The organism is Microbacterium sp. (genome assembly GCF_047602155.1).
Classification (GTDB): Bacteria; Actinomycetota; Actinomycetes; order Actinomycetales; family Microbacteriaceae; genus Microbacterium.
The window spans coordinates 2,336,584-2,354,576 of the sequence record NZ_JASGHZ010000001.1 but is presented as its reverse complement, the minus strand read 5'-3'; the positions used below and the strand labels follow the sequence as shown (position 1 = coordinate 2,354,576).

Here is a 17,993-nt window from a genome sequence, read left to right as displayed (position 1 = left end):
GCCGACGTGCGGTTCAGCCTGCTTTCGGCACATCGGGCCGGTGTCACAGCCGGTGTCACAGGTAGACGTCGTCGGCGTAGACCAGCCGCTCCTGCACGATGGGATCCCGGCCGTACTGCGGCACCTCGGCGCGCGGCGGCGGGTCGCCTTCGAAGCGCTCCCACTCCTCGACCCGCACCCGCCACGTCGAGCCGTCCGTCGCCGGGTCGGAGGCGCCCGGCGGCGTGCGCACCTCGATCACGCCGTCGGCTTCGAGCTCGCCCACCCAGACCAGCTCCTCGGCGCGGCTCGCCCGGCCGCGGATGGCCAGTTCGACGGCGTCGACGCTCTCCCAGGCGAGGTCGCCGCCGATGTCGGGCCGGTGGCGCTGCAGGCGCGCCACCACCCGCCGGCCGGCCGTGACCGACCGCGCGTAGTCGCGCGACGCGCTGCTGCGATGCCCCGCGAACCCGCTCACCACGACGCGGGCGTGGGTGTCGTCGGTGCGGCTGACGCTGGCCGTGCGCTCCGGCGCGAGCTGCACGAAGTCGAGCTGCACCGGCGTCGACAGGTGCGCGCCCGGGACGGATGCCGGCTGATAGCGCGCGACGGCCAGGCGCACGAACGGCCAGAACGTCGCCCGCGGGTCGAACGCGATGTCGACGTACCACAGCCGGCGCTCCTCGTTGTACTGCGGCCGGTAGCCGACGGCCACGACCGGCACGGTCTCCGGCGCCCCCGCCGCCGTGGCCGTCCCCAACGGCAGCGGAAGCGGGGCCGCGGGAGCGACCGGGCGCCCCGGGTCGCGACGATCGTCGACTCCCCAGAGCGAGAGTGCGTCGTCCAGCTCGATCAGCGAGACGGGCCGCCGGGGTACCCCGGGTGCCGTCCAGATCGGGTCGCTGCCCCACTGGCTGACGAACGGGAACCCCTCCGCCGGGTTCGGCTGCGGCGGGTAGCCGGCGGTGTCGTCGCCGTTCGGTGTGAGGAGCACGGCCAGCAGCTCGCCGTCGCCGCTGGAGAACCAGGGCCGCTCCAGATAGATGCGCACGCCGGTGCCGCGGGTGCGGCGCCGGCCGAAGGGCTGCTCGGGCTCCTCGCCCTCACCCCAGCGCAGCAGCGGCAGCACCGAGTGCACCTTCGGCGCATCGGGCCGAACGGTCGAGGGCACCGATATCGCGATCTCCGCGCTCACGACGCTCTGCCCGTCGTCGAGCGGGTTCGCCGCGTCGGGGGCGATCAGCGCGGGCGCGAAGTACTCGCGGAACCGCGTGCCGGCCCGGAAGCGGTATTGCGCGAGGTGGTGCTTCGTGTCGGGGAAGGCGTGCAGCGAGCTGTGCAGCAGCACCCCCTCCCAGCCGGGCAGCGCGACCTGCTGGTCGACCGGCCACAGCGGCACGATCCGCTCCTGCGGCTGCACGTGGGTGGTGAACCCGGCCGCCTCCGCGAAGCGCTCGACAGGGCCGTCGAGGTTGACGTCGTCGACGGTGTCGGTCCAGTGCATCGTCACCGTCAGCTGCTCGGTGCTCGGGCCGTGGACCTCCACGCCGCCGATGAAGGTGGCCAGCGTCGAACCGGGTGCGCGCACGATCGTCAAAAGCGTCGGGCGCGGGGCTGTCACGGGCCGGGGCACGGCGTGCACGAGCGTGACGTTCTCGCCCGTGGTCAGCGCCCACAGCAGCCCGTCGGCGGCCGCCTCCTGCACCGCGGGGTCGTCGGTGAAGCGGTCGGCGAGGGTGCGCCACACGCCCATCCAGTCGAGGCGGTCCTTCGGGATGCCGCTGGCCAGCCGGAACGTCTGCACGTCGCCCGCCGGCAGCCCGATGTCGATGCGGTGGCCGTCGATCGCAGCGCCTAGCCGCCCCGCCGCGTCCAGATCCTGCGCCGCGCACAGCGTGAGGAGGAACGGCTGCACGTCGGGCCACTCCCCGGGGTACCGCGCGGTGATGCCCTCCGAGGCGTACGGGAACGCGATCGTGCGGCCGGCCCCGGCCTGCGTGAACGCGAGCGAGACCCCGGTGGCGAGCGGATCGGGCAGGTACGGCAGCGCCAGCTGCTGCGTGTCGTGCACGACGTACTGACCGGGCGCGGGCGCGTCGCCGGGGCGCAGGATCAGCGCGGGGTCGACGCCCGGCTCCCCCGGCGGCAGCACCTTCAGCGGATGTGCCGGGTCGCTGGGATTGAAGTGGTCGTCGCCCTGCGGTTCGGGGAGCAGCCGCACGCCCGGCTGCGGCGACGGCGTGCCGTTCGGGTCGGTGAGGTGCGGCACCGACTGGTCGAAGAACGTGCCGCTCTCGCGCAGCGCCCACGCCAGCATCCGGGTGCGGGCGTCGGCGGTGCCCTCGTCGATGCCGGCGTCGAAGACGCCGTGGAGCTCGGCCTGGTTCTGGCTGGTCTTGGGCGGGGCGACGTGCCGCTGCGCGTTCTGGGCGTACAGCGGCGCGGTGGCGGCGACCGCGGCGGCATACTCGGCGGGCGACTGCGTCGTCACTTCGAGCGTGTCGGCATCCTGCGTCACGCCGGAGCGCACGACGACCACGCGCAGCGACTCCCCCTCGGTGTACGCGCCGAGCGGCACGACGACCGGCACGGGCACCGGATCCCAGCGCAGGAACGGGCGCGGAGGCGTCACGGTGCGCAGGGCGTAGGCGGCCAGGTCGGGCGTGACGGCGGGACGCGGGCCGCCCAGCACGGCGGCGAGGTGCGAACCGACGAGCTCTCGCGTCGCGGCGAGGTCGGTGAGCACGGTGCTGCGGGCGATCGGCTGGGCGTCGTCGGCGACCAGGGTGCGGAACGTGTCGGCGAGCGCTTCCACGCGCGACCGCGCGGGGGCGGCCACGCCGGCGTCCACGACGCGCGACGTGGTGCGCGCGGCGTTCGCGCGCGCCTGTTCGCGCAGCGCCGCGGCTCCCCGCGGCCCGATCGTCCGCAGCGCCGTGAGGTCGATGCCCGCCGCGCGCACCGCGCGGCGCCCCTTCGCGGTGTCGATGACGTCGACGGCCGCGCTGCCGAGGTCGATCCCCGTCGCCACCGTGCGCAGCGCCGACGCGTCGAGCTGGTCGAGCACGAGATCCCCCGCGGTCGAGGCTGCGGCGTCGTCGGTCGCCGCGTCGTCCGCCGCCGCGCCGTCCAGCGTCGTCGCCGACGCGGCGCGCGCGATCGTTCCGAGATGGATGCCGCGCACGACCTCGGCGACCGCGCCGTTCACGTCGCGCGCGGCGACGTCGTCGATGCGGGCGCGGAACGCGGCGGCACTGCCGAGCACGGGCGACGCGGACTGCAGCTGCGTCACCAGTGCGGCAAGCTCCACCGGCGGGCGCGGCCCGATCCGGTGCGGCCGCACGTTGCCGCCGAGGTCGACGCCCCACGCGCGGAACGAGTAGTCGCGGCCGAACCGCAGCCGCGGCAGCGTGCCCTCGGCGAACCGGTGCGTGAAGACGAACGGATGCGGCGGCTTCTCGCCCGGCAGCGGCTCATCGGGCGTGTCCTCCACCGTCTCCACGACGCGCGACCCGCCGTCGGGGGCGTCTTCGAGCTGCCCGCGCACGCGCTTTCCGGGGCGCGGAGCCGACAGGCTCCACCCGTCCCAGCCGAACATCGCCTCGTGCACGTGGACCGCCGAGTCGTCCTGCCCGCGCGTCTCGGTCGCGGTGGTGCCCTGGATGAAGCCGTCGTTCTCGTCGTCGGCGTACACGACCTCGCCGTTCACGGCGAGCGTCGAGCGGCGCCGGTGCAGCGAACGCCACACCCGGGTCACCGAGTCCCAGACCTCGACGCGCACGCCGCGGGTCACGTCCTGCGTGAAGATCTCCGGCATGTCCGCGGGCGCCGCGAAGCTCTGCAGTGCGGACTGGTACCCTTCTTGCCGGGCCAGCTGGGTGAGGGCACGCCCGGCCTGCTGACGGCGGGTGACGGTCAGCCCGGAGGCGCGCATCGCCGGGGTGGCGGCATCCGCCGGCGTCTTGTTCAGCTGCGCGATCGCGAGCCGCGGGAGCGTGGTGAGGAACCGCTCGGCCTTGATCGCGGAGCCGTCGACATCGACGTCGACGACGTCGAAGACGCCGCTCTCGCCGAGCGCCAGCGCGCCGCCCGACCAGATGGCGGGATCGTCCGGATTGGGCTGCGGGATAAAGGAGTCGTCGGAGAGCACCGACACGCGCAGCCGGGGCGAACGGCAGGCCGTCTCGGGCACGCGACCGCTGACGGCGACCGCGAGCCAGCGGCTCTTGCGCAGCCGGGCGACGTCGGCGGTCACCGGGATCAGCAGACCGAGGCGCCGCAGGAACTCGGGGTGATCTCCCGCCGCGGCGACGCGCTCGTGGAACTCCGGCGCCGGCGAGGGCAGCGGCGCCGCCTTGTCGGGCGGGCTCTTCACCCGCTGCGATTCGGCCTGGCTCTCGGGACGCTCGTAGAAGCGGCGCACCCGGTGCAGCTCGCGCAGCGCCTGCGCCGCGGCGCCGTTCTGATCGGCAGGGACGCTGCCGTAACCTGCGAGGGTCGGCGGCGCCGCATTGGTCCACGCGCCGCGCGCCCCGCGCGGCAGGCTGTCGTCGAGGTGGCGGGTGAGGACGGATTCGTCGTAGATCGGGGAGTCCGGACCCTCATGACGAAGCCCGGGCAGGCGCAACGCGCCGGTCTGCGTCGCCAGGCCCAGCACGCCCTGGGCGAGCGGATGGCGCAGCGGGGCCACCGGGTTCACCGGATCGGCGACGACCGTGGCCAGGTGCACGGTCTTCGCGATGTCGGCGGCATCCTTCGCCGAGAAGCTGCGCCAGTCGCGCTCCTGCCACTGCGGCACGGCGTTCGCCGCCACCGGGGTGCGTTCGTCGAAGGCCCGCTCCCACAGTGCGGGGTCGACGGCCGTCGTGTCGGCGGTGGTCGCGATCGGCCCGTTCTGGTCGACGAGGGTGAACTCCACACCGCCCGCGACGAGCGCGCCCCACTTCGGGAAGACGTCGAACTCGCCGAGCACCGCCGGATCGTGATCGGGCGTGAGCCGCGGCGAGACGAAGATCGTCGCGTTGACCTTCGCGTCGCCGGCCACCGACACCGGCAGCGCGACGGCGGCGAACCACTCAGTGTTCATGCCGACACCTCCTTCGCGAAGGCGAGCAAGTAGTCGTCCCACGCCGGCGCCGTGCCGTCCGGCTCCATCACGACCTCGCGCAGGCTCGGGTCGCCGTTGGAACCCGCGAACTGCCGCTCGGCCTCGATCGTGACGCTCCCCGAGAAGAAGAGCACCTCGACCTCGACGGTGATGCGCGCCCGCCCGAGCATCTTGCCGGTGTCGAACTGGTAGACGAGCTCCATGTACAGCTCGATGGATGCCGAGATCAGCCCGAGCACGTCGACCTCGCCGCGCAGGCGGAAGTAACCGGTGAGCGAGCCCTTCTCGCCCTCGAGCCGGATGTAGACGCCGATCGCGGCGGAGATCGAGCCCGACGCCACGCCGAAGTCGACCGCCAGATACGCGCCGGCCTCGAGCCCCAGCTCGAGCACTTCGAGCCCCTTCGGCGAGAGCCGGATGAGGAACCAGCCACCGCCGCCGAGGAACACGACCGACAGCACGAACGGCTTCTCACGGGTGCAGAAGTTGAAGCCGACGCTGAGCGCCTCGCCGAGGAAGGGCACCTGCACGTCGGCGCCGAGCGACATGTTCGACAGGTTGAACACGCCGACCGCGAGGTTCGGCAGCGTGAGCGTGAACCCGGCGGTGAGCCCCGCCGGGGTGACGTCGACGAACGGCGGGTCGGAGAACCCGTCGAGCGGGATCAGCTCCTTGACCGTCTGGACGAACTCCAGAAAGCCGCCGAACACGATGTCCTTGATGACGACGTCGATCTCGGCCTTGCCGGTCGACCCGGCCTTGAAGCTGATGTGCTCGAACGGGATCGTCATGAGCGGGTCTTTGCTGAAGAGGTTCAGCTGGAAGTCGCGCAGTTCGGCGAGCACCTCGACCTTCGGCGCCGCGGTGGTCTTGAGCGTGCCGGCGACGGCGAGCACGAGCGAGTCCTTCTTCAGCTGCAGCAGCGGCAGCGCCGCGCTCGGCCACGACGTCAGCTCGGGCTTCCACTCGTACCGGAACGTGATCTCCTTCTTCTCCAGGTCGAGCCCGTTGAGGAAGCCGACGAGGTCGCTCGCGAGCTCGGCGCCGTCGGCGAGGGCGCCGAGCGCCTCCGCGAGCTGCTGCAGCCGCGTGCGCGCGAACAGCGGCAGCGGCGGGCGGGCCAGCGCCTTCGTGGCGGCGATCGCGGTGGACAGCCGGGGGCGGATGCCGTCCGGCGCGTCGTTCAGCGCGGCCTCGACGGCGTCGCCGTCGAGGCCGGTGAGCGCGTCGATGAGGCCCGGCAGCGCCGCGACCAGGTCCGCGTAGGCGGTGGCGAGCGCCTCGGCATCGGTCACCAGCTGCTGCGCCTCGGCGAGCTTCGAGGCGCCCTTGTCGACGAGGCTCTGCAGCGTGCGCTCGGCCTCGGCGACGGCATCCTCGGCGATGCTCTTCGCGCGCTCGACCTCGCGGACGAGCGCGGTCACGGCATCCAGGGCGTCGGTGACGAGGGCGGGCGCCTTGTCGAGCGTGCCCGACGGCAGGATGTCGGTGAGCTTCACGAGCCCGAACAGCTTCGGCAGCGCGTCGCCGAGCAGCTTCGCGGGGTCGAACTGCGAGGTCGCCACCGAGTCGAGGTCGCCGATCGCGCCCTGCTTCGTCGAGAGCCCCTTCACGGTGAGGTTGGGCTGGATGAAGCCGCCGGCCTTGTCCGAGCCGACATCGCCCGCCTCACCGCCGAAGCCGATCTTCGGCAGCGCGACGGTCGGGTCGGGCGCGGCGCCCGCGGTCTGCAGCACCGACGCATAGTCGGATGCCCCGGCCAGCGGCCCCAGCACGGTCGCCGCCCAGACCCGCCCGCTGTTGGCGGCCGTGAACCCGTGGTCGCGATAGTCGGCGTAGTAGGTGATGGTGGTGGGGCCGGTGCCGGCGATCGCCTGCGCGGCGGGCAGCACGACGTCGGCCGTCGTCATCCACACGTCGCTCCCCTTCGGACGCGCCGTGCCGCGCAGCCGGATCGTACGCGTCTGCACGCGGGCATCGCCGGCATCCGCATCCTTCGGCGTGAACGCGACCGCCTGGCCGCGCAGGTCGATGACGCGGTGGGCGCTCTCGGCGTAGTGCTTGTCGATCGCGGCGAGCCGCGCGGCGCCCTTGACGTGCTCGGCGACCCACAGCAGCGGCGCGGCGAAGGGCGTGTCGCGGCCCTCGCGGTCGTGCGTGTCGACGCGGAACGCGAAGGGCTTGCCGCCCACCATCGGCCAGAACGCGTCTTTGGGGCCGAGATCGGGCGGGGCGATCGCGATCGGCGGGTCGATGTTGGGCGTCACGAGCGGCGACAGCTCGGTCTGCGTGAACGGCAGCCGGAACCCGGCGTGCGTGCGGATCGGATCGATCACGATGAGGAACTGCCGCTGGTAGAGCCCGGCGGCGGGGTTCGCCTGCGGCCGGATGCTGCGCTCGGTGAGCTTCACGAGCACGGCGGGCTGGCCGGTCGGGTAGAAGTAGCCGGGGTACACGACCCGCACGTACTGGTCGCGCCCGCCGGTGGCGATGTGGTCCCACGCGAGGATGCTGGCGATCTCGGCGTCGGAGTACGGCCCCGTCGTCCACTGGCCGTGGAACTCCAGCCACGCGCCCAGCGCGGTCAGCCACAGACGGTCGGCGCCCACCGGCGTCGGGGCGATCGTGCTGCGCCCGTCGCCCGGCCACGCCTCCGCGCTCTGGCGCACCAGCCGGTGCCGGTCGGCGCGGTCGAGCGAGCCGAGGAACGGATCGACGGCGGGCGGCGAGGCGGCCAGGTCGTCGGGCGACAGCACGCGGCCGGTGCCCTGGTCGGCGAGGCGGTCCTGCCACTGCGCGGCGGTGAGGTCGTCGCGGTCGCGGGTCCACACCGCGCGCACGACGCGGGTCTGCGCGTCGGCGGCGCTGCCGGGCCGGCCGAGGTTCTCCGGGGTCCGGATGCCGGTGTCGAGCCTCGTGTGCCACAGTTCGACGTTGCCGGTGGCGTCGTCGGCTGCCGCCGGGGCCGCGGTGTGCACCCAGCGCCCCTGGCTGGTCGGCGAGATCTGCAGCCGGAACGGCGCCTCGATCGCCGTCTCGTCGAGCGTCGCCTTGCGGCTGTACGTGCCACGACGGATCACGACGGGCGGGATGCGCGTCGGGTCGAGCAGCGTCCCGATCGTCGCCGCGAGGTCGGTGGCGCGCACTCCGCGCGCGAGCGTCGCGCCGCGCTGCGCGACGGCCTCGGCGACGATGCGGGCGTTCGTGGCCTGCTCGCGCCGCGCCAGGAGACCTGCGCCCTGCGCCCGGGCCTCGGCGGCCGACTGCTTCGCGATGACGACGCCGGCGTCGGACACGTGGGCGACGAGCCCGCCCGCGAGGACGTAGCTCAGGCCCGGTGTCAGGCTCGCCTGGCCCGGCTGATAGCGGGGCGGACGGATGCCGGGAGCCTGCCCACGCGGGTGCAGTACGGCATCCAGCCACGGGATCGCGCCCAGGATGCCGACGGTACTGTACTCGACGCGGCTGCCCTCGGGCAGGGCGAAGACGAGCCGGCTGCCGCGCGACGCCCGCAGCCGCGCCGGCTTCGAGGCGGGGGCGATGACGACCGTCGGCATGCTCTTCGGCGTCAGCTCGGGATGCAGCGGGTCGGGCAGCAGCGACGGCTCGGAGATCTCGTACGAGGCCTGCTCGTAGGTGTGCTGGAAGGGGAAGTCGACGTAGAGCCGCGCGCCCGGCCCCGCGACGATCGCGGCGGGAGCATCCGGACTCGGTCCTTCTCCCGGCGGCTCGAGCGTCGCACCGCGCACCGTCACCGTCAGGGCGACGAGGTCACGCGGCCGGATGACGTCGACGACGATGTCGCCCGCCTGGGCGACGTGGTTGTAGGGGTGGAGCTTGCCCGAGTCCGGTGAGCCGGGAACGGTGCGGTTCGTCATGGCAGACCCCGCGATCGCGCGATCGACCGGCAGAGGCCGGCGACGCGATCGCGAACGCCGTCGGTCGAAGATGAAGAGGCCCGGAAGCATCCGGGTGATACGTGGCGGCCTCCCCCGAGGCACTCCGACACGCGTCAGCGTCGTTACGGCGGAAACTCTAGACCCTCGGGCGCCCGGGCGGTAGGGGTGCGTGTCACGACGACGGCGACGAGAGGTCCGGGGCCGGATCGGCCGCGCCGACGAGGACCGACGCCTCCGCCGACGCGGCGGCCCGCAGCGCGGCGGCGTACGCGACGGCCTGCAGCCGCGCCAGGTCGTACCCCGCCGCGTCGGTGACCGCCACGCCCACGCCGACGAACGGGAAGAGCCCGCGAGCCGTGGTGGACAGCTCGTCGACGCACCCGCGGTAGATCGCGGCGCCCATCCGTCGCGCATCGATCGCCGTCGCGGCCAGCGCGCACACGATCAGCTGGTCGTCGGCATCCTCCCCCACGAGCGCCGCCGCCGGCGCGTACCGCCGGGCGGCGAGGCGGCAGGCGGCGACGACCTCGTCGGCGACCTCGACGCCGAACGACGCCCGGATCTGCGCGAGGCCCTCGATGCGGATGACGAACAGCGCGACCCCCTCGGAGCGCCACGAGGCACGCTCGACGATGTCGCCCGCGGCACCGGCGAACGTGCGCGGCAGCATCACTCCGTCGGCGGCGACGCCGTTCTCGGTGAGCCACTCGTAGCGCTGCAGATCGGTGCGATGCGAGCGGAGCACCGAGGTCGCGATCGCCGCGACCATCGTCAGCACGACGGTCACGAAGTTGGCCGTGATCGGTCCGAACCATCGCGAGAAGAAGTCGCTGTCGGGCCCGATCGTCACGAACAGCACCAGCCGGACGAGGTAGAAGACCCCGGCGATGCCCAGCACGGCGGACAGCGCCCACGAGGTGCGGATGCGGCGCATCGGCGAACGCAGCGTCTCGACCGTGCCGGCGACGAACAGCACCGTGAGACTGCCGGCCATGGTCGACCATCCGCCCCAGCTGCCGAGCGCTGCGGCCTCGAGCAGGCTGACGACGAAGGTGGCTCCCGCGCCGACGGCGATCACGACGGCGGGCACCGCGAGCGGCCGGTCGTTGAACTTCCGGCATCCCAGCCACATGAATCCCGGGACGCCGACGAACAGCGCGTTGCCGATCGCGACCGCGACGGCGCCGCCGACACCGGACGACCACGCCAGGTAGGCGAACGTCGCCGACAGGCCGCTGAAGAACGCGACCGCCCAGAGCCTGCCGGCGCCCGCGTCGCTGCGGACGATGGTCTCCACGATGAAGGTCAGGCCGGCGACCAGGACCACCACGGCCGTCATCACCGTGACTGTGAACAGATCGAGGCTCACGCGCCCTCTCCTCCCGCGGCGGCGGTCGCCGGCAGCATGACGGTGAACACCGAGCCCACCCCGGCCTCCGAAGCCACCGTGATCGTGCCGCCGTGCGCGCGCACCAGATCGCGGCTGATCGACAGTCCCAGCCCGTTGCCCGGGAGGTCCGGCGCGGCGCGGAAGAAGCGCTCGAACACCCGCTCCTGGTCGGCGGCACGGATGCCGATGCCGCTGTCGCGCACCTCGATCGTGGTCGCATCCCCCTCGCGCCGCGCGGTGACCGTCACGGTGCCGCCGTCACGGTTGTACTTGATCGCGTTGCCGAGGAGGTTGTCGACCACCTGACGCAGGCGCGCGGGGTCGGCGAAGGCCTCGACGCCCGGGGGCGCGTCGACCGAGACGTCGACGACGCGATCGGCGGCGGTCAGCCGGAGGTCGGCGACGGCCGCGTGCAGCAGCGTGCTCACGTCGGTCGGCCGCGGGCGGACGGTGGCCTCCATGGATGCGCGGGAGGAGTTCGAGGCCGCCAGGATGTCGGCGACGATGACGAGCAGCCGCTCGCTGTTGCGCAGCGCCGTGCCCACGTTGCGACGCGCCCGCTCGGAGAGGTCGTCGTCTTCGAGGGCGAGCTCCAGGTAGCCGAGCACCGACGTGAGCGGCGTGCGCAGCTCGTGCGACACCGAGGCGACCAGATCATCGCGGGCCCGCAGCGCCTCGCGCTCGGCGGTGATGTCACGGGCGACGAGCACGCTGCCGGCCGGTTCGCCGTCGTGACCGGCGAGCCGCCGGGCCGTGAAGGTGAGCGCGACCTGCTGTGCGGGCGGCGCCCCGTACCAGACGACGACGTCGTCGAACACCTCGCCGCGGCGCAGCCTGATGAGCGGATGCCGGTCGGCCGGCAGCGGGGTGCGACCGTCCGCCGCGAAGACCGGGGCGCCGGGGTCGTCCCACCGCACGCCGGGCATGGCGCGCCGCAGCCGTCCGATCGCGTCGTTCTCGAAGACCACGTCGCCGTGCGCCGAGATCCGCACGACGCCGAAGTCGACCGTGTCGAGCACCTCGGTGACCAGCTGCTCCTGCCGCGCGGCCTGTGCCCGCGCCGCCGCAAGGCGCTCGGCCTGACTGTCCAGCAGGTCGCGCTGCGCCGTGAAGCGCCGCGTCGCGTCGAAGCTCGCCCAGCCGATCGCGATCACGGCCAACGGCAGCAGCAGCGCGGCATCCGTCCGCTGCCCGAACACCGCCAGGAGCATCCAGTACAGCCCAGGGATCAGGGTGCACACGAGCACGAATCCGAACAGGCCGATCGACGAGAGCCACATCGCCGGGAACGCCCACAGCAGTGCCAGTCCGCTGCCTGACTCGGCGGTACGGAGGATGCCGATGGCGACGATGTCGGCGACCGGGATCACCGCCACCCAGCCGGGACGGAGGCGATCCCAGGGCACGGCCAGCGCGGCGATGCCGCCGAGAACGACAAGCAGCGCTCCGACGCCGAACTGCGCGGGCGACGAGAGCGTGCCCGCGGCCAGGCCGAAGACGAACAGACTCGCGACGATGCCGCACAGCAGCAATTGGTTGACCGCGGTGATGCGTCCGCGCAACTCGGATCGCGGACGGGGCGTGACCGATGCCGCCGCCGCTGCCTGTCGCACCTTGTTCACACCTCGACGTTACTGCCGTCCTGGCCCGGCGCGGCGGCCCGGCGCGGCGGACAAAGCGACGGGGCCGTCGCCCTCTGGACTCAGAAGGCGACGGCCCCGTCGAAGGGGGGTGCGGATCAGCGACCCGACAGCTTCTCGCGCAGAGCCGCGAGCGCCTCGTCGTCGGCCAGCGTGCCGCCGCCGGTGCTCTCGGAGGAGAACGACGACGCGCCGGTCTCGACCGGGGCGGCGGCCTCGGTCTCGAGCGTCTTGGCGACGGCGGCCTTGTGCGCCTCCCAGCGACCCTGGGCAGCGGCGTACTCCTGCTCCCACTTCTCGCGCTGAGCGTCGAAGCCCTCGAGCCAGGCACCCGACTCGGGGTCGAAGCCCTCGGGGTACTTGTACTCGCCGTTGTCGTCGTACTCGGTCGCCATGCCGTACAGCGCCGGGTCGAACTCGGTGCCGTGCGGGTCGACCGACTCGTTGGCCTGCTTGAGCGACAGCGAGATGCGGCGGCGCTCCAGGTCGATGTCGATGATCTTGACGAAGACCTCTTCGCCGACCGACACGACCTGCTCGGCGAGCTCGACGTGCTTGCCCGACAGCTCGGAGATGTGCACGAGACCCTCGATGCCGTCCGCGACACGCACGAACGCGCCGAACGGGACGAGCTTGGTGACCTTGCCCGGCGCGACCTGACCGATCGCGTGCGTGCGGGCGAACACCTGCCACGGATCCTCCTGCGTCGCCTTCAGCGACAGCGAGACGCGCTCGCGGTCGAGGTCGACCTCGAGGATCTCGACGGTGACCTCCTGGCCCACCTCGACGACCTCGGAGGCGTGCTCGATGTGCTTCCACGACAGCTCGGAGACGTGCACGAGGCCGTCCACGCCGCCGAGGTCCACGAACGCGCCGAAGTTGACAATCGACGAGACGACGCCCTTGCGGACCTGACCCTTGTGCAGGTTGTTGAGGAACGTGGTGCGCGACTCGGACTGCGTCTGCTCGAGCAGCGCGCGGCGCGAGAGCACGACGTTGTTGCGGTTCTTGTCGAGCTCGAGGATCTTCGCCTCGATCTCCTGGCCGAGGTACGGCGTGAGGTCGCGGACGCGGCGCAGCTCGATGAGCGACGCCGGCAGGAAGCCGCGCAGGCCGATGTCGACGATGAGGCCACCCTTGACGACCTCGATCACGGAGCCGGTGACGACACCGTCGTTCTCCTTGATCTTCTCGACGTCGCCCCAGGCGCGCTCGTACTGGGCGCGCTTCTTGGAGAGGATGAGGCGGCCTTCCTTGTCCTCCTTCTGGAGAACGAGGGCTTCGACCTCGTCGCCGACCTTGACGACCTCGTTCGGGTCGACGTCGTGCTTGATGGAAAGCTCGCGCGAGGGGATGACGCCCTCGGTCTTGTAGCCGACGTCGAGGAGCACCTCGTCGCGGTCGATCTTCACGACGGTGCCTTCGATGAGGTCTCCGTCGTTGAAGAACTTCAGGGTCTTCTCGACCGCGGCCAGGAAGTCCTCAGCAGATCCGATGTCGTTGATGGCGACCTGCTTGGTGGCTGGGGCGGTCGTTGCGGTAGTCATGTAGTGGGTTGTCCTTGTTGGGTTGGATGTTCGGGCTGCAGACGAAATCGATCGCCGGCAGCGAATGGATGGGAGTGCTCGTCACGAGTGCATGGCAAAACAGCCACACGAGTGACAGTCCAGGGTATCAGAATCCGGCCTGTGGATAACCTCAGCGGGCGCGGGATGCCGCGGCTACCGTGGAGGCATGACGCGACGGATGCGGGGCACGGCGGCGATCCTCGCCGCCGCGGCGCTGTGCGCCCTGCTCGCCGGATGCGCGCCGGAGCCCGCACCGACCCCCACCCCGACCGGCTTCGCCTCGGAGGAGGAGGCGTTCGCCGCCGCCGAGGCGACGTATCGCGCGTACGTGGATGCGGTAAATGCGCGCCGAACCGCCGCTGACTCACAACCTGCGCCCAACGACTTCTTGTCCGGATCCGCTTTGCAAGACAGCATCGATGGCGCCGGTCTACTCGAAGATGCGGGCCGGCACATTGTCGGGGCCACTGAGGCGAAATCCATTGAACGGATTGCAGCGTCTCAGTCCAGCGCCACCCTCGCCGTATGCGTTGATTCCTCGCAGACTAGAGTGCTCGATTCACACGGTGCCGATGTGACGCCAACAGACCGGGCTGAGACATTCTTACTGCGCGTCGAAGTCGTCTATGCAGTTCCACAACCACTGATTCTTCGATCCGATCCGGACGGTGACGGGTCATGCTGACTGCAGTTCTACTCCTGATGGCGCTGGCGCCACTCCAATCGGGATGCTCAATTGACGTCGTCAATGCTGGGCTGTGCTCGGTCACGAACACGGGTACGACGGTCGACATCACGCAGACGCAGCCGGGCGGCGGGTCTGACGGCGGCTCCACCGGCGACACCGACACCGACACGTCGGACCAGACCGACACGTTCCAACGTCCATCCGATGAGGAGTGCGCGGCCGAACCGCTGCGGTACGGCTGCACCCCGCTGCTCGCATCCGTCTTCCCCAAACTCACCGACGTCGCCTCGTTCGCCCCCGCAGCCCTCACCATCACCGGCGAACCCGGCGGGTTCGGCGTCGTCGGCATGCCCGTCAACTTCGTCGTCGACGCCACCGTCCAAGAAACCACCGGCGAACTGTTCGACCTGCCAGTCACAGTGCGGTTCACCCCGGCATCCATCGCATGGGACTACGGCGACGGCACCACCCGCGAAACCAGCAACGGCGGCCGCACCTGGGAACAACTCGGACTCCCCCAGTTCAGCGCCACCGCCACCGGCCACGCATATGCCGCGCGCGGCACGTACACCGCGTCGGCGATCGTCCGCTACTCCGCACAGGTGAACTTCGGCACCGGCTGGATCGGCGTCCCGGGACTGCTCGAGATCCCGACCGCGACAAGCCCGATCCACGTGGTCGAAGTCCGCACCGCACTGGTCGACCTCACCTGCCTGGAAAACCCCACCGGCCCAGGCTGCTGACCGACCCGGCGCGTGACAGGATGAGCCCGTGCCCGACCGACTCATGCTGCTCGACACCGCCTCCCTCTACTTCCGCGCGTTCTACGGCGTGCCCGACACGGTCCACGCACCCGACGGCCGGCCCGTCAACGCGGCGCGCGGGCTGCTCGACATGATCGCGAAGCTCGTCGCGCTCTCCGAGCCGACGCATCTGGTCGCCTGCTGGGACGACGACTGGCGGCCGCAGTGGCGCGTCGACCTCATCCCCAGCTACAAGACGCACCGCGTCGCCGAGGTCGTCGCCGCCGGCCCCGACGTCGAGGATGTCCCCGACCCGCTCGAGGTGCAGGTGCCGGTGATCCGCGAAGAGCTGGCGGCGCTGGGCATCCCCATCGTGGGGCGCGCCGAGCACGAAGCCGACGACGTCATCGGCAGCCTCGCATCGCAGTCCACCGTGCCCGTCGACATCATCACGGGCGACCGCGACCTGTTCCAGCTCGTCGACAACGACCGCGCCGTGCGCGTCGTATATACCGGACGCGGCATGAGCAACCTCGAGGTGCTCGATGCGGCGGCCGTCGTCGCGAAGTACGGCGTCCTGCCCGCCCAGTACGCCGACTTCGCCGTGATGCGCGGCGACGCCTCCGACGGGCTGCCCGGCGTCGCGGGCATCGGCGAGAAGACGGCCGCCGCGCTGCTGGCCGCCCACGGCGACCTCGCCGGCATCCGCGCCGCGGCCGCCGCGGGTACCGGCCTGACCGCCGGCGTGCGCGCGAAACTGATCGCCGCGTCGGACTATCTCGACGTCGCCCCGCGCGTCGTCGAGGTCGTGCGCGACCTCGACCTCGGGCCGGTCCCGAGCCCCGCCGCGCGGATCACGACCCCGGATGCCGCCGCCCTCGACGCGGTCGCCACGCGCTGGAACCTCGGCTCCTCCCTCACGCGCGCCGCGGCGGCCCTCACCGCGCGAGCCTGACGGCCGCCCCGCATCCCCTCATCCGGCGCACATCGCGCCTATCGCGCCGTTTCGTCGCCATATGCGACGGATCACGCGGCGGGCACCCGGTTCATCCGGCTCAGATCACGCCCCGCAGCCGCCGAAACCGCGATTCGCGCCGGATGAAGCGCGCACGCCCCGGCCCTCAGCGCGAGGTCGCCTCGCCCTCAGCGCGAGGTCGCCTCGACCCACGCCGCGAGCACGCCCGCGGCGGCCCCGCTGTCGATGGCGGCGGCCGCGGCATCCCGCGCGCGCGCGAGCCGCTCGACGATCGGATGCTGCACCTGCGCGGCGTCGCGGAACAGCTCGTACGACACGATGCCCGCCGCCGCGTTCAGCAGCACGATGTCGCGCACCGCGCCGGTCTGCCCGTCGAGCAGGCGGTGCACGACCTCGGCATTGTGCGCCGCATCGCCGCCCAGCAGGTCGTCGATGTCGGCGAGCCGGATGCCGAGATCGCGCGGATCGAGGTCGTGCTCGTGCACGTCGCCGCGACTGATCTCCCACAGGCGACTGTGGCCGGTCGTCGTGAGCTCGTCGAGCCCGTCGTCGCCGCGGAAGACGAGCGCCGTCGCGCCGCGGGTCTGGAACACGCCGGTGATCAGCGGGACGCGGTCCAGGGACGCGACGCCGACCGCGTTGGCCTCGGCACGCGCCGGGTTGCACAGGGGCCCGAGGAAGTTGAACACGGTCGGCACGCCGAGCTCGGCCCGGGTGGGGCCGGCGTGCCGGAAACCGGGGTGGAACGCCGAGGCGAACGCGAACGTGATGCCGACCTCCGACAGCACCTCCGCGACGCGTGCGGGCGACAGGGTGAGGTCGATTCCCAGCGCGCCGAGCACATCGGAGGATCCGGATGCCGAACTGGCGGCGCGATTGCCGTGCTTGACCACCGGGATGCCGGCGGCCGCCGCCACGATCGCCGACATCGTCGACACGTTCACGGTGCCGAACCGGTCGCCCCCGGTGCCGACGATGTCGAGCACCTCGGCGGGCACCGGCAGCGGCAGCGCCGCCTCGAGGATCGCGTCGCGGAAGCCCACGATCTCGTCGACCGTCTCGCCTTTCGCGCGCAGCGCGAGCAGGAATCCGCCCAGCTGCGAGGGGGTCACCGACCCCTGCATGACCTGCCGCATCGCCCAGGTCGACTCCGACACACTGAGGTCGCGCCGGTCCAGCAACGTCGTGAGGATCTCGGGCCACGAGAAGAGCTCCGCCATGGTCGTCGATCCTATCGGGACTTCCGTAGCGGACTCTCGGCGGGGATTCAGCCCGCACCGAGCACGCGAAAAGAAGAACCCACCTTCAGTGATGCGGAAACCGGGCGCCGTTTCCGCCATAATGGGGAACGTGACGACCACTCCAGCGACCTACTCTCACGCCTTGCGATCCGTCAAACGGCCGGATCCGGTGGCCGTCGGGACCATCGTGTGGCTCGGCAGCGAGGTCATGTTCTTCGCCGGCCTGTTCGCGATCTACTTCACGTTGCGCAATGCCTCGCCGGATCTGTGGGCCGAGCGCACGCAGGAGCTGAACGTGCCGTTCGCCGCGGTCAACACCCTCATCCTGGTGCTCTCGTCGTTCACGGCGCAGGCCGGCGTCTTCGCCGCCGAGCGCTTCCAGCCCTACCGCAAGGGCTCGTTCTGGCAGTTCCGCCAGTGGGGCATGGTGGAGTGGTTCTTCCTCAGCTTCCTCATGGGCGCCGTCTTCGTGTCGGGCCAGGTGTGGGAGTACGCGACGCTCGTCGCCGAGGGCATGCCGATCAGCGCCGACTCGTACGCCTCGGCGTTCTACCTGACGACCGGTTTCCACGCCCTGCACGTGACCGGCGGCCTGCTCGCCTTCCTGCTCGTCATCGGCCGCGCCTTCGCGGTCAAGAACTTCGGCCGCAAGGAGATGACCTCCTCGATCGTCGTGTCGTACTACTGGCACTTCGTCGACGTGGTGTGGATCGTCCTGTTCGTCGTCATCTACGTCGTCAAGTGAGAGCGGAGCTGAGAACC

The 17,993-nt window shown here is 71.8% G+C and carries 10 protein-coding genes; 4 read left to right on the top strand and 6 right to left on the bottom strand.

Going from position 1 to position 17,993, the window contains the following annotated elements; all coding sequences use genetic code 11:
- Nucleotides 1-55 precede the first annotated feature (55 nt).
- From QM720_RS10610 to rpsA, 5 genes are all read right to left on the bottom strand, one after another.
- On the bottom strand, nt 56-5,065 hold the full coding sequence (locus QM720_RS10610; protein WP_415126329.1) for a hypothetical protein: 5,010 nt from the start codon (nt 5,063-5,065) through the stop codon (nt 56-58).
- Nucleotides 5,062-8,964 carry a hypothetical protein gene (locus tag QM720_RS10605; RefSeq protein WP_415126327.1) on the bottom strand — a complete coding sequence of 1,301 codons (3,903 nt, stop codon included), beginning with the start codon at nt 8,962-8,964 and terminating at the stop codon, nt 5,062-5,064. The genes QM720_RS10610 and QM720_RS10605 overlap by 4 nt, the downstream gene beginning before the upstream one ends.
- Nucleotides 8,965-9,157: 193 nt before the next feature.
- Nucleotides 9,158-10,354 (bottom strand): diguanylate cyclase, encoded by a 1,197-nt coding sequence (locus QM720_RS10600; RefSeq protein ID WP_415126325.1) that lies wholly within the window; start codon nt 10,352-10,354, stop codon nt 9,158-9,160.
- Nucleotides 10,351-11,997: an ATP-binding protein gene (locus tag QM720_RS10595; RefSeq protein ID WP_415126323.1), complete on the bottom strand. Its 1,647-nt coding sequence runs from the start codon at nt 11,995-11,997 to the stop codon at nt 10,351-10,353. The genes QM720_RS10600 and QM720_RS10595 overlap by 4 nt, the downstream gene beginning before the upstream one ends.
- 116 nt (nt 11,998-12,113) lie before the next feature.
- On the bottom strand, nt 12,114-13,562 hold the full coding sequence (gene rpsA / locus QM720_RS10590) for a 30S ribosomal protein S1 (RefSeq protein ID WP_415126321.1): 1,449 nt from the start codon (nt 13,560-13,562) through the stop codon (nt 12,114-12,116).
- 187 nt (nt 13,563-13,749) lie between these two features.
- Between rpsA and QM720_RS10585 the strand changes: the two genes are divergently transcribed.
- From QM720_RS10585 to QM720_RS10575, 3 genes are read left to right on the top strand one after another with little or no spacing between them, the layout of a single operon-like run.
- Nucleotides 13,750-14,268, top strand: coding sequence for a hypothetical protein (locus QM720_RS10585; protein WP_415126319.1), 519 nt, complete (start codon nt 13,750-13,752; stop codon nt 14,266-14,268).
- Nucleotides 14,262-15,014: a hypothetical protein gene (locus QM720_RS10580; RefSeq protein ID WP_415126317.1), complete on the top strand. Its 753-nt coding sequence runs from the start codon at nt 14,262-14,264 to the stop codon at nt 15,012-15,014. Before QM720_RS10585 ends, QM720_RS10580 begins: the two co-directional genes overlap by 7 nt.
- 28 nt (nt 15,015-15,042) lie before the next feature.
- Entirely contained in the window at nt 15,043-15,969 is a 927-nt protein-coding gene (locus QM720_RS10575; protein ID WP_415126315.1) for a 5'-3' exonuclease, read from the top strand.
- Between the two features lie 188 nt (nt 15,970-16,157).
- On the opposite strand, the gene trpD is transcribed toward QM720_RS10575, so the two are convergent.
- Nucleotides 16,158-17,210: an anthranilate phosphoribosyltransferase gene (gene trpD, locus QM720_RS10570; protein ID WP_415126313.1), complete on the bottom strand. Its 1,053-nt coding sequence runs from the start codon at nt 17,208-17,210 to the stop codon at nt 16,158-16,160.
- A gap of 121 nt (nt 17,211-17,331) precedes the next feature.
- Between trpD and QM720_RS10565 the strand changes: the two genes are divergently transcribed.
- Nucleotides 17,332-17,976 carry a cytochrome c oxidase subunit 3 gene (locus tag QM720_RS10565; protein ID WP_415126311.1) on the top strand — a complete coding sequence of 215 codons (645 nt, stop codon included), beginning with the start codon at nt 17,332-17,334 and terminating at the stop codon, nt 17,974-17,976.
- Nucleotides 17,977-17,993: the final 17 nt, after the last annotated feature.

Coding starts and splice junctions, on each gene's coding strand:
- QM720_RS10610 (WP_415126329.1), bottom strand. CDS start 5,065: ATGAACACTGAGTGGTTCGCCGCCGTCGCGCTGCCGGTGTCGGTGGCC.
- QM720_RS10605 (WP_415126327.1), bottom strand. CDS start 8,964: ATGACGAACCGCACCGTTCCCGGCTCACCGGACTCGGGCAAGCTCCAC.
- rpsA (WP_415126321.1), bottom strand. CDS start 13,562: ATGACTACCGCAACGACCGCCCCAGCCACCAAGCAGGTCGCCATCAAC.
- QM720_RS10585 (WP_415126319.1), top strand. CDS start 13,750: ATGACGCGACGGATGCGGGGCACGGCGGCGATCCTCGCCGCCGCGGCG.
- QM720_RS10580 (WP_415126317.1), top strand. CDS start 14,262: ATGCTGACTGCAGTTCTACTCCTGATGGCGCTGGCGCCACTCCAATCG.
- trpD (WP_415126313.1), bottom strand. CDS start 17,210: ATGGCGGAGCTCTTCTCGTGGCCCGAGATCCTCACGACGTTGCTGGAC.
- QM720_RS10565 (WP_415126311.1), top strand. CDS start 17,332: ATGGGGAACGTGACGACCACTCCAGCGACCTACTCTCACGCCTTGCGA.